This window comes from Simiaoa sp., from assembly GCF_051972595.1.
Lineage (GTDB): Bacteria > Bacillota > Clostridia > Lachnospirales > Lachnospiraceae > Acetatifactor > Acetatifactor hominis.
The window spans coordinates 1-13,069 of sequence record NZ_JBOKRY010000063.1 but is presented as its reverse complement, the minus strand read 5'-3'; the positions used below and the strand labels follow the sequence as shown (position 1 = coordinate 13,069).

General features: G+C 45.1%; 11 protein-coding genes. 2 read left to right on the top strand and 9 right to left on the bottom strand.

Features of this window, described 5'->3' with window-relative positions; translation table 11 throughout:
* From ACTRDR_RS14305 to ACTRDR_RS14290, 4 genes are all read right to left on the bottom strand, one after another.
* The coding region (locus ACTRDR_RS14305) for a restriction endonuclease subunit S (RefSeq protein WP_440528276.1) at positions 1–681 on the bottom strand (681 nt) is incomplete at its 3' end.
* 5 nt (positions 682–686) lie between these two features.
* Positions 687–2,285 carry a type I restriction-modification system subunit M gene (locus ACTRDR_RS14300; protein ID WP_022152800.1) on the bottom strand — a complete coding sequence of 533 codons (1,599 nt, stop codon included), beginning with the start codon at positions 2,283–2,285 and terminating at the stop codon, positions 687–689.
* Positions 2,286–2,683: 398 nt separating this feature from the next.
* A complete protein-coding gene (locus ACTRDR_RS14295; protein WP_440528274.1) occupies positions 2,684–4,141 on the bottom strand; it encodes an aldehyde dehydrogenase in 1,458 nt (485 codons plus the stop codon).
* Between the two features lie 193 nt (positions 4,142–4,334).
* Positions 4,335–5,672 (bottom strand): sodium-dependent transporter, encoded by a 1,338-nt coding sequence (locus ACTRDR_RS14290; protein WP_440528273.1) that lies wholly within the window; start codon positions 5,670–5,672, stop codon positions 4,335–4,337.
* A gap of 158 nt (positions 5,673–5,830) precedes the next feature.
* Here ACTRDR_RS14290 and ACTRDR_RS14285 point away from each other — a divergent pair, with 158 nt between their 5' ends.
* Positions 5,831–6,706 (top strand): LysR family transcriptional regulator, encoded by an 876-nt coding sequence (locus ACTRDR_RS14285; RefSeq protein WP_119624013.1) that lies wholly within the window; start codon positions 5,831–5,833, stop codon positions 6,704–6,706.
* Between the two features lie 43 nt (positions 6,707–6,749).
* Here ACTRDR_RS14285 and feoB read toward each other — a convergent pair whose 3' ends face one another.
* Positions 6,750–9,092 (bottom strand): ferrous iron transport protein B, encoded by a 2,343-nt coding sequence (gene feoB / locus ACTRDR_RS14280; RefSeq protein WP_440528271.1) that lies wholly within the window; start codon positions 9,090–9,092, stop codon positions 6,750–6,752.
* A 202-nt stretch (positions 9,093–9,294) separates the two neighbouring features.
* Here feoB and ACTRDR_RS14275 point away from each other — a divergent pair, with 202 nt between their 5' ends.
* A complete protein-coding gene (locus ACTRDR_RS14275; protein ID WP_440528269.1) occupies positions 9,295–10,797 on the top strand; it encodes a methyl-accepting chemotaxis protein in 1,503 nt (500 codons plus the stop codon).
* Between the two features lie 23 nt (positions 10,798–10,820).
* Here the strand turns inward: ACTRDR_RS14275 and ACTRDR_RS14270 are convergent, their stop codons facing one another.
* From ACTRDR_RS14270 to ACTRDR_RS14255, 4 genes are all read right to left on the bottom strand, one after another.
* Positions 10,821–11,372: a flavin reductase family protein gene (locus ACTRDR_RS14270; RefSeq protein ID WP_022152807.1), complete on the bottom strand. Its 552-nt coding sequence runs from the start codon at positions 11,370–11,372 to the stop codon at positions 10,821–10,823.
* A gap of 16 nt (positions 11,373–11,388) precedes the next feature.
* Complete coding sequence (locus tag ACTRDR_RS14265; protein WP_227064597.1) at positions 11,389–11,739, bottom strand: arsenate reductase family protein; 351 nt, start codon at positions 11,737–11,739, stop codon at positions 11,389–11,391.
* A 214-nt stretch (positions 11,740–11,953) separates the two neighbouring features.
* Entirely contained in the window at positions 11,954–12,409 is a 456-nt protein-coding gene (locus ACTRDR_RS14260; RefSeq protein ID WP_117466547.1) for an NUDIX hydrolase, read from the bottom strand.
* Between the two features lie 21 nt (positions 12,410–12,430).
* Entirely contained in the window at positions 12,431–12,913 is a 483-nt protein-coding gene (locus tag ACTRDR_RS14255; protein ID WP_440528266.1) for an NUDIX hydrolase, read from the bottom strand.
* Positions 12,914–13,069 lie beyond the last annotated feature (156 nt).

Here is a 13,069-nt window from a genome sequence, read left to right as displayed (position 1 = left end):
ATAAGTCAAACCATTAAAAAATGAAACAAATTCAGGAAACTTACGCTGTTCCCAAGCATCAGTAAAACCAGCAAAACGAATTTCCGGAACAGTCTGTCCATTTTGTGGAAACATTTTTTGTAACATATATTTTTTTAATTTTTTTGTTTCTTCACACTTTCGCTGGTGAAGAGTGATGAGGTGATCAAGCTCATCAAAGTATGCTCCTATCAGAGCCTGTTCATTAATATTTCCCGGAATAATAACCGACTTTTCTTCCATTCCTGCCTTCGTAATATGAACCATTGTAGAACCATTTTTATCAGATAAAATTGCTGTCTTATCGCGCTCCAATAATTGTACTGCAAAGCACTTTTCAAAATTCTCTTTTAATTCAACTTTCCAGATGTGATAATGGTATATTACCTTGTCTCCATGCCATATATGGGGTCCAAATGTAGCCGACCAAGTATATAATAAATCCCCTTCTTCAGCATAATATTTGTCTTCTAATTCAAGTTCAGAAAAGTACCAAGAATCATTTGTATAAAAATTTCCAACTCTTAATACTTTGTACTTCCCTGAACTCAATAATTCTTCTTGCGAATATGCCCTTCCGTTAATAAAGGTAGCTATCTCTCCCAACTTACGCTGTTCCCAATCGTCTGTGTATCCTTTAAATCTAATTTTAGGTTTTGCCATGTCCATCACCCCTCCATCTTTCTAATTAACTCATTCAAAGCAAACATGACATCTTCATCCGGTGAGGTCAATTCTTTCATAAGTAACAAAAAGTCTCCTTGCGCCTGTTCCAGTTCCTTATCCGTGTTTGTCATGCTTACCAAAAGTTCATTTAGATCAATCTCTTCTTCCTTCTCAAAATTATCTACATATCGAGGAATATTCAAATTGAAATCATTTCGTTCAATGTCTTCAAAACTTGCAAGGTATGCTTCTTTATCTACCGTTACTCTTTCGTTATAAAGTTTCATAACTGAATCAATATGTCCATCAGTCATGGCATTCTGTTTTTTACCTTTTTCAAACTTTTGTGAAGCGTCAATGAAGAGAACATCTCGACCTTCTCTGTGTTTTTTCAAAACCACAATACATGTAGGAATTGATGTATTGTAGAAAAGGTTTGCCGGCAATCCAATAACCGCATAAATATTACCGGAGCGAAGTAATTTTTCTCTTATCTTACCTTCTGCCGCGCCACGGAAAAGCACACCATGTGGTAATACAATTGCCATTGTTCCATTACTTTTCAAATGATACAAACCATGCAGTAAGAAGGCATAATCGGCCTTTGACTTGGGTGCAAGCACACCATAATCGCTAAATCTCTCATCCTGTAAAAATCCTGCAGCAGCACTCCATTTTGCAGAATACGGCGGATTCATCAATACCATATTAAAATCAGTTTCTTCGCCAGTCGGCCAGTCTCCGTCAAGAGTATCACCATTTCGAAGGACTTGATTTTCCGGTACTATTCCGTGCAAAAACATATTCATTCTAGCCAGGTTATATGTTGAAGTATTCAGTTCCTGTCCATAATATTTAATATAATTAGGCTCTTTCGCATATTTTTTTGCATTTAACAGAAGAGATCCCGAACCCATGCAAGGATCATATACAGATAATCCTTTTCTATCTTCCTGTCCTGCAATCGCTATTCTTGTCAAAATCTTTGATACTGCCTGCGGCGTATAGAACTCTCCCGCTTTCTTTCCTGTTTCCGATGCGAACTGACCGATAAGGTACTCATAAGCATTTCCCAGAATCTCTGCATCTGAATTCAATAAATCTGCTTTATCAATTTCCTTAATCAAATTCGAAATAGTATCACTCTGTTTTTGATCTCCTGTCCCTAAACGATTAGAATATAAGTCAATATCCGTAAATAAATCTGCAAATAAAGGATCGCTTTGTTCAATATTATTAAAGGCTTTCTGCAACTGCTCTCGATTAAATGAGTTGTTCCTTGCCGCATCAGCAAAACATGTATATGTAAGTTCCGGTTCAATTACGTAATGACATTCTGACTTGATTTGTTCTTTTAATTCTTCTGCACTGCTATCTTCCAGAGCTTCTTTGTATGCCTCTAAAGCAACCTTTAAGTTCTCCGGCTTTTCATCATAGATCAAATCATACACCTTGATTAAAAATGAATCCGAAAGATACTTATAAAAAACAATTCCTAATAAGTAGTCCTTATACTCGTTAGCATCCATTTTAGAACGAAGAATATCCGCTCCACTCCATAACACACTGATTAAATCCTTACTGTTTTCTAACTCTGCCATTTTTTTCTCCTTTTATTTATTCTTCAACATATTTTTTACATAATCTATATTATAAAGCGGAATATTCGTCATCCATTCCTGCTCTCTGTAATCCGACATTGACGTCCGGATCGCAATTTTCGGCTGATATTTTTTGCAGAACATCTTCAGGCTCTTCGCTCTGAGGTTTTCCTCTGCTTTTACCTCTATGGGAATTACGGAAGTTCTGCAAATCGTTTCCTGTCCGCCTCCCTGAATTATCTATTGCAATTATCTACTTCTACTCTATCCATATAAATTTTCACTGTCAACAAAATTAAGACCCCAAAAAGTGTTTCAACACTTTTAAGGCGTTAATTTCACAATTTGTTACATTTTTCAGGACGTAATTTCCTCTTTAGGCTACACTTTTCAGGACGTTACTTCAAAAACCGCCGCAACAACATCTCTTTTTTCTCATCATACCTCTGATACCGTATCGGCAGATCCATCCATGTCTTTTTGTCCACGATACTCCGATAATGGCTGAAGGTCTCGAATCCGGTGCGGCCGTGATACCCACCCATGCCACTCTCACCCACGCCGCCGAAGGGCATGGCGCTGGTGGCGAGATGAATGATGGTGTCGTTGATGCAGCCACCGCCAAAATGGCAGTGATCCTGGATCCGTCTCTGGGCTTTTTTATCTTCACTGAAGAAATACAGTGCCAGCGGATGGGGGTGTTCCTCCACACAGCGGATCGCCCAAGCCACAAAATCTCCCGCGGCAGTATGGGTTCCAGAACCCTCCTCTCTAAAATCATTTTGTGCAATGCTCTTATCTGTATCATACGCATTATAAGTCACCACCGGCAGGATCGGTCCAAAAATCTCTTCTCCCATCACGGCATCCGACCAGTCCACATCCGTCATCACCGTAGGCGCAATGCGCAAGGTCTTCTCGTCATACTGTCCACCGCAGACGATTTTTTCCGCATCCAGCAATCCCAACAGTCTGTGAAAATGCTTCTCGTTAATGATTTTCCCGTAATCCGGATTCTGCAGGGGATCTGCACCAAACTGCCTCGCGATCTCCGCCCGGATAGCTTCCACCAATCGGTCGCGGATCCTGACATCACACAACACATAATCCGGTGCCACACAGGTCTGCCCGCAGTTTAGATATTTTCCGAATACGATCCTCCTCGCCGCAAGCGGAAGCTTCGCCGTAGCATCCACGATACAGGGACTTTTCCCGCCCAGCTCCAGCGTCACCGGGGTCAAATATTCCGCAGCACTTCTCAGCACCTCCCGTCCAACGGTCTTGCCTCCGGTGAAAAATATCATATCAAACCGCTGCTGTAACAATGCCTGATTCTCTGCTCTGCCGCCGGTGATCACCGCCACATATTCCGCCTGGAAGCATTCTTCCAAAATCATTTTTAACACTGCTGCCGTCGCCGGAGCATAGGCACTGGGTTTTACCACTGCGGTATTCCCTGCGGCAATAGCATCGATCAACGGATCCAGCGTCAATAGCACCGGATAATTCCATGGACTCATGATCAGCACGGTGCCATAGGGTGACGGAGACCGGAAGCTCCTCGCCGCGAACTGCGATAACGGTGTCGGCACTCTCTTTTCCTGCATCAGCCCCCGCAGGTGTTTCTGCATCCAGGTCAGCTCCGAGAGCGTCAGTCCGATCTCGCACATGTAGCTTTCCATCCGGCTTTTCCCCAGATCCTGTTGCAGTGCATCGTTCAATTTTGTTTCATGGCGCTGCAGGGAAGCCTTTAACTTTCCCAGCTGTTCTGCCCGGAATTCCCGGGAAAGCGTGGCTCCCGTAGCAAAATATTCTCTTTGTCTGCGTAATATCGTCCGGATCTCCTGCTCTGTCATAGATGTCTCCTGCTTCTATTCTTTATACTGCCATAACTATTCAGAATCCTATTCACAAAACCACCTCTGAATAATTACATACTACCCAATTTTGAGTCTCGGTGCAACCGCTTCCCTGCTCATCCTATACACAAAAACGGCAGAGTTCTCACCCCACCGTCGTTTGTCTCTTCCTATCTTGATCTCATTTCTCCTATTTCCATGCAAAATTTACCATTCCGTACACATAGATGAACAGCACTGCCGCCGGCACAAAATATTTGAACACCGGCTTCATCCACGGCTGGACCTTTAAGCCCTTGCCGGCATTTGCTTCCTCCAGGAATTTGTCCCAGCCCCAGCCGACCTTATAACAACAAAATACTGCCAGCAGGATCGAACCTATGGGCATGATGTTATTCGACACCAGGAAATCCCAGAAATCGAGCCAGGTTGTCCCCGCTGCAAACGGCTGAAAATGAAATACACTGAAGCCCAGTGCTGTCGTCAGAGCCAACAGGAAACATCCGACACCACACGCTACACACCCTGCCGGTCTGGACCATCCGGTCAGTTCCCGGACCATGGCCAGAATATTTTCACACACGCCCAGCACTGTGGACATGGCTGCGAACACCATGAACAGGAAAAATAAAGTTCCCCACCATCTGCCGCCTGCCATGTTGTTAAATACGGTCGCCATAGTATCGAACAGAAGACTGGGCCCCGCCGTCACTTCCACATCATAAGTGAAGCATGCCGGAAATATAATGATACCGGCGATCACTGCCACCAGTGTATCCAGGATAATAATATGGATAGACTCACCCATGAGAGAACGGTCCTTGCCGATATAGCTTCCGAAGATCGCCATGCCGCCCATTCCCACGGACAAGGTGAAAAATGCCTGATTCATGGCGCCCACCACCACAGAACCGGTAATTTTGGAGAAATGTGGGATCAGATAGAAGCTCAATCCCTCTCCTGCTCCCGGAAGTGTAAAGCTGTGCACCGCCAGCACCAGCATCAGCACGATCAATGCTGACATCATATATTTGGTAATACGTTCCAGACCGCCCTGCAGGTTGAAGCTTAATATTACAAAAGCGATCAGCAAGGTGACTAACAGATATGCCACATTCACCGAGGGCGTCGTGATCATTTTTTCAAAACCGAAATCCTGATTCTGCCCTGTCAGAAATTTTACAAAATAATAGAGGATCCATCCGGACACCACCGCATAGAAAGCGATCAACGCAATGTTTCCGATGAGACAAACGATGCCCCACAGATTCCATTTGCCCCTGCCGCCGGATAATTTCCGATACATATAGAGTGGGCTGGTCTGCGCCGCACGCCCCACGGAGAATTCCATGATCATGGCGGGCAGGCCCAGCACGATCAGGCAGATCACGTAGATCAGCATGAAGCTTCCGCCACCGTTCTGCCCGCACATCCACGGGAATTTCCACACATTTCCGCAGCCGATGGCGCACCCCGCCGACAGCATGATAAATCCCAAACGACTCCCCAGTCTTTCTCTGTTTTCCATACCTCTGATCCTTCCCAAAGCTACTTATTTTAAACGTTTTTACACGTTGACAGCCCTATTTTCTCATTATATAATTTTCTTAAATATTTGAAAAACAAATTATTTGCATTGCATTGATCGAAGAATTGAATTTACAATATAGAAAGTGTATCTACCCTATGGATGTCAAAAATCTGGAAACCTTTGTTATGGTGAACGAACTGAAGAGCTTTACGCTGGCGGCCGGACGTCTGGGTTATACCCAGTCCACCGTATCCTTTCAGATTAAACAACTGGAAAAGGAGCTGTCCATCCCTCTGTTTGAACGGATCGGGCATACCGTAACCCTGACTAACGAAGGGGAGAAGCTGTTACCCCTGGCCCAGCAGATCCTGCGTCTCGCTGCTGAAGCCACCCACATCAGCGGCAACACCGCTCCGGAGGGTCTGGTGCGGATCGCCATTGCAGAGTCCCTGGCCAGCTGGGAATTTCACAGCCGTTTTAAAGATTTTCATGAAAAATATCCCGGAATCCGGTTGAAGATCATCGCTACCAGCACTGACGAAATGTTCCAGATGCTGGGACAGAATCAGGTGGACATTGTATACACGCTGGACCGCCGTATTTTTAATCACAATTATGTGACCGCGTTCGAAGCTCCGGTGGATATTCACTTCGTCACCGGTGCCGGTCACCCCTTAGCCGGACAGACTCAGGTCACCCTGGAACAGATTCTGGAATATCCGCTGATCCTGACAGAGAAAAACATGAGTTACCGGGCTGCACTGGATGATCTGCTCTCCCAAAACGGCAAGGAGACAATGCCCATCATGGAGGTGGGCGATACCCAGCTGATCCGCAATCTTCTGTGTCAGGGTCTCGGCATCTCCTATCTGCCGGAGTTCGTTATAGCAGAAGATCTGGCAAAAGGAAATCTCGTCAGTCTCCCCATGACAGAGATTCATCCGGATATCTGGCGGCAGCTTCTGTATCACCGGAACAAATGGATCTCTCCGGAACTGAAATGTGTAATAAAATACCTGCAGGAGGAATAATCCCCTGCAGGTTTTCTATTTGTCATCTTATCATCTAAAATTTCTAGAATCCCATCAGCAAGCCGATACTATGTACCAGGAAGGCTGCCACCCATGCCACAAAACACTGCCAGAGTACCACGGCAATGGCCCATTTTCCACCCAGTTCTCTGCGTACAGAAGCGATGGCTGCCACGCAGGGAGTATACAGCAGACTGAATACCAGTAATGCAGCGGCTGCCAGCGGGGTAAGTACCGTGGCAATGCTGCTGCCGAACAATACTTCCAGGGTTGCTACCACACTTTCTTTTGCCATGAATCCACTGATCAGAGAGGTACAGATCCGCCAGTCCCCCAGACCGAGCGGTCGAAACAGCGGTACCAGCAGACCGGATACCATAGCCAGCATACTGTTTGCTGAATCCTCAACGAGATTCAGTTTCAGGTCAAAGCTCTGCAGGAACCATACCACGATGGTAGCAATGAAGATCACAGTGAATGCTTTCTGCAAAAAGTCTTTTGCCTTTTCCCACAACAGTTGCCCTACATTTTTGGCTCCCGGCAGACGGTAGTTCGGCAGTTCCATTACAAAGGGCACCGGTTCTCCTTTAAACAACGTGCCCCGGTATAAAAATGCTACCAGGATTCCCATCAGGATACCAAACAGATACAATGCTGACATGATCAGTCCGCCTTTTCCCGGGAAAAATACGCTCACGAAGAACGAATAAATCGGTAATTTTGCGGAGCAGCTCATAAACGGTGTCAGCAGGATCGTCATTTTACGGTCTCTCTCGCTGGTCAGTGTTCTCGTGGCCATGACCGCCGGTACCGTACATCCAAACCCGATCAGCATCGGCACAATGCTTCGTCCGGACAGACCGATCTTTCGAAGCAGCTTATCCATAACGAATGCCACTCGGGCAATATAGCCGCTGTCCTCCATCAGAGACAGGAAGAAAAACAGAGTGACCACGATGGGCAGGAAGCTCAGTACACTGCCCACACCGGTAAAGATACCGTCTATGACAAGGCTTTGGACCGCACTGTTGACATGAGCTGCCGTCAATGCCGCATCGGTGATCTCCGTCAATTTTCCGATTCCCAGTTCCAGCAGTCCCTGGAGCCATGCTCCGATGACATTGAAAGTCAGATAGAATACCAGCACCATGATCAGGATAAAACAGGGAATTGCCGTATATTTTCCGGTGAGGATCCGGTCGATCTTCTCACTGCGGATCCGTTCCTTACTTTCTTTGGGTTTTACTACTGTCTGCTCACATAATCTCTCGATAAAATCAAAACGCATATCGGCAATGGCTGCACTTCTGTCCACGCCACGCTCCGCCTCCATCTGGCAGACAATGTGCTCCAGCATTTCTTTTTCATTTTCATCCAGCTGCAGCTTCTCCAGGATCAGATGGTCTCCTTCAATGGCTTTGTTGGCAGCGAAACGCAGGGGCAGCTTTGCAGACTCCGCATGATCCTCGATCAGATGGCATACCGCATGGATGCAACGGTGTACGGAACCGTCATGATCGTTTTTATCGCAGAAATCCTGCCGCAACGGTCGTTCCTGATATTTTGCCACATGGACTGCATGGCGGATCAGTTCGTCCACGCCTTCGTTTTTCGCAGCGGAAATGGGGATTACGGGTACTCCCAGGAACGCTTCCATGGCATTCACATCGATGGAGCCGTGATTGCCGGTGACTTCATCCATCATGTTCAGGGCTACGACCATAGGAATGTTCATTTCCAACAACTGCATGGTCAGATACAGATTACGCTCGATATTCGTCGCATCCACGATATTAATGATAGCTCTGGGTTTCTCATACAGGATAAAATTACGGGATACGATCTCTTCACTACTATAAGGGGACATGGAATAAATACCGGGCAGGTCTGTCACCAAAGTATCCGGATACCCTTTGATGGAACCGTCCTTACGGTCTACGGTAACTCCGGGGAAATTTCCCACATGCTGATTCGAGCCGGTGAGCTGATTGAACAGTGTAGTCTTGCCGCAGTTCTGATTTCCCGCCAGGGCAAACGTTAGTGTCGTTCCCTCCGGCAGAGGATTCTCATCTTTTTTCGAATGGTATTTTCCATCCTCACCTAAGCCCGGGTGCTCCGCATCCGTCACCCGATCCAGCCCCTTATGTTCTCTTGTTCTCTTCGATATGGGTGCGATCTCGATCTGATCCGCTTCCGCCAGCCGCAACGTTAGTTCATAGCCGTGCACCTGCAATTCCATGGGATCCCCCATCGGAGCCAGCTTTACCACCGTCACCTCCGCTCCCGGGATCATACCCATATCCAGGAAATGCTGTCTGAGTTCTCCGGAACCACCGACGGTTTCGATCACGGCGCTTTTGCCGATTTCCAATTCTTTCAGTGTCATAACACTTCTGTATCCTTTCGTATCTCAACATCTTAATGTTCTGTGTTGTAACAGAAGTATTATAGCGCATTTGGTATTGAAAATCAGTATCAATTTTCTTTTTTATTTCCATATTTTTTTAAAAAATGGAATAAAAATGTAGAAAAAATTGGTGAAAGCAGTTACAATTAAAATAGTTTCAATATGAATACGGAGGGGACTTATGGATATGAAAGAAAATAATAAATATCGTTATACGGACACCGCGGAACGCAATATCAGAATGAACCAGTTCTATATTATTGCTTCTTCGCTTTTGGCGATCGTGTTCCTATTTTATCTGTGGTTAAAACTGGTAAATCACAACATTGCGCCCATTGTTACATACGCTAATACCATTCTGATCGCCGTTTTCTGTGTGATAAATACCGTGACACACCTTCGAAATAAGGCGACACGACTATTAAAAGTCTTTGCTACCATCGAGATCGGCATTGAGTATCTGTTGGTTGGTTTACAGACAGATGCAAGTTTCATCCACTATGCACTGATCGCCATTTTCATATTACAGATTCCTTATTATGAGAAAAAATCTCTGAAGAAAACCGCTTTGGGATTATTCGTGCTCTACCTGATTGTCATGATTGTTCAGGCTGCGAAGGGAATCTACGGTCAGGATGTGAATGCCATCTGCTCTACCCTGCTGGTATTCCTGATTGGAATCATTATTCTGGAAACCGGTAAGATTGCTATATTATTTAACAATGATGCCATCGATTCTTCCCGTGAAGAACATAAACATGTAAAAGAAGTACTGGATAATGTTCTGGACGTATCCCAGACCGTACATCAGGAGACCACCAAAACCACAGGTCTTATGAACCAGCTGGTACAAACTACGGAATCTGTTGCCAACAGCATGCAGGAAATTTCCGATGCCACCAATATGACTGCCACCAGCATCGAAGAGCAGAGCCAGATGACCGGTACGATTCAGAATGCTATCGAGCAGACCAGTCATATCTCCGAGCAAATGGTTCAGATTGCTGAGGATTCTAACGAAAGCATCCGTAAAAACATGGCTGCTATGGAATCCTTAAAACAGCAGTCCGCCATGATCAAGGATACCAACCATTCCGTCACCGATGCCATGGCAAAATTACAGGAAAAGACAAAAGAGGTGGAAACTATCGCCGGAAGCATCATGGCAATCTCCGGTCAGACAAATCTTTTAGCCCTGAACGCTTCCATCGAAAGTGCCCGTGCCGGTGAAGCCGGACGTGGTTTCGCTGTTGTAGCACAGCAGATCCGTCAGCTGGCAGAGCAGACCAAGAGTTTTACTGAAGAGATCACCAAGATTACTAACGAGCTGAATGTCAATGCCAACATGGTAGTCAACACTATCAACGGTTCCATTGAAGCTACCGAACAGCAGGGCGAAAAGATCCTGGCTGCTTCCGAGACTTTCGAACAGCTGAACAAAAATATGGAAGCACTGGCTTCCCAGGTGGAAGAAGTAAATCACCACATTCTGGGCTTGTCAGAATCCAATAATAAGATTATGGAAAACATCTCCCATCTGTCCGCTGTAACCGAAGAAGTCACAGCTAATGCCGAACAGGTGCACACCATGAGCCAGAACAACCTGGATTGCGCAGAACAAGTAAAAACGGCAGTAGAACATATCCGCTCTACCACCGATGAGATGGGAACGCAGGAGGGTTAACCCTCCTGCGTTCTTTGATCTTACTATTTCAATTTCAAACCGTCTTTAAAAGCATTTCCTACTTTATCTCCCATTGCAAGATAAGTATTATTCACAGGATCATAGCTGATTGGCTTCAATTTCTTCGGATCGATCTTGCCATCCGTCAGGATGCTTTCGTCCGCATTGACGTTGACGATATCGCCCACCAGAATGCCGTCTTCAAAACTTTTCACCTTACATTCCAGCGCCATGGGAAGTTCATCGATCAACGGTGCATTGACAAAATCACTCTTGGCTGCATGGAAACCGGACTTTGAGAATTTATCAGGTACTTTCTTCGCAGATTCCACGCCCACATAGTCGCAGGCTACCACGGTATCTTCGGTTCCGATACTTACGGTAAATGCTCCGGTCTTTGCCAGATTCTCCGTGGTCTTATGCTCTGACATACTGATGGAGATCTCATTCATGTCCGTAATGATTCCCCATGCTGCGTTCATGGCATCGGGTACTCCATTTTCGTCATAAGTTGCAATGATCAGCACCGGCATGGGATACATTACCGGCTTTGCTCCAAAATTTACTCTGCTCATATTCGTCCTCCTTGTACTAAATTAATTTTTCCTTCCATTCTGCTTCCCGGAATCCGGTCAAAACCAGATCCCCGTCCACGACAAACGGCCGCTTTACCAGCATTCCGTCCGTGGCCAGCAGCCGAAGTTGTTCCTCTTCCGTCATGTTCGGAAGCTTGTCCTTCAACTGCATGTTCTTATATAACAACCCACTGGTATTGAAGAATTTCTTTAACGGTAGCCCACTTCTGCTCTGCCATTCTTTTAATTCTTCGTAGGTGGGGTTGTCCTCTACAATGTGACGATCTGTATAGGTGATATTATGTTCCTCCAGCCACTTTTTTGCCTTTTGACAGGTGGAACATTTGGGGTATTCTATAAATAGCATGGGGACCTCCTAAATGTAGCAAAATTTATTTTTTAACTAAAGTCATTATAATTCACTTGATTATCTTAATTCAAGGTATAACTTTAACAGGAATTTCTTTATATACTTCAATATAAAAAGTCCCCCGCCTCACGGCGAAGGACTACACTTTCGACCCAACCATTTATATCCCGCATATCGGTCAGCGGTAAACTTTCATTACACCTACATTCTATCAAGCACGCAGGCGAAAATCAATAGTATTTTTCATCTGCAAATACTTCTCTATCAATTTCGGCTGTATCAACGGATACGTCCACTCCTCCGGCAGTTCGTCCAAGAGTACTATCTTCTCCATCTCGCTATGCAGTTCTGTCGCAAATTCTGTTATCTCCGCATAGCAAAGCAGCCCAAAGGATTCTTCTCCCGTATCATTTACTCTGGTCTTCCCGGTTACAGAGTATACACACAGGGGCTTCATATCGAACCTGATTGCACCGGTTTCTTCCTGCAATTCTCTTTTCGCCGTTTCAAGAATGCTTTCACCGGCTTCTCTATGTCCACCCGGAACTTCATAGGTGTCTCTTTCTTTATGCTTGCAAAATACCCATTTGCCATTGCTCTGTGAGACGATCACCGCAAACTTCAACAGGGAATCATCCACTGAGTCATAAAATTTTACTTCCAGCATTTTCTTTCCTTGCCCTCTCAATTAAATCTGCCTTGAAACAAAATGTACCGTTTCTTTTCTCTGCTCAAGTATGTAAGGTATCAGTTCCAATGGATATACCTTCGTGTCCTTCCTTAGTTCCTCCAGCGGAATCCAGCAGAAATCCAGATTGATTCTCTCATGATCCAATTCATCATATCCATGAAACACCCCATCCATAGGAATACTATCGTCCAGTAAATGAACATTATAATATAAGCAGATCTGGTGGCAGGGTCTCTTTCCCCATGGAAAATAAATTTCGCCTATAGCCAGCAGATTATCTACCTCTACCTCAGCGTGAAGTTCTTCTTCAAACTCCCGTTTCAGCGTTTCCATGCTGGTCTCCATAGCCGCAACATGCCCGCCGATGATAGCATAGTCATCATTTTTCGGACGTTGCAACAGGATCTTTTCATTATGGATCAATATACCGCCAACCCTGTAGGAAAATACAAAATCATCGTTTTTAAATAGAATGTCCATGTGATCTCCCTTCACGTCAGATATACTCATCCTGTTTTACCTAAACTTTAAAATCAAAACTGTTATTCCCACGGAAATCATCATAAGCCCAAGCAAAATGGCCAGCGCAATAACCTTTGCATTTTTCTCCATAAATCGGATAGGTGTCCCATACTT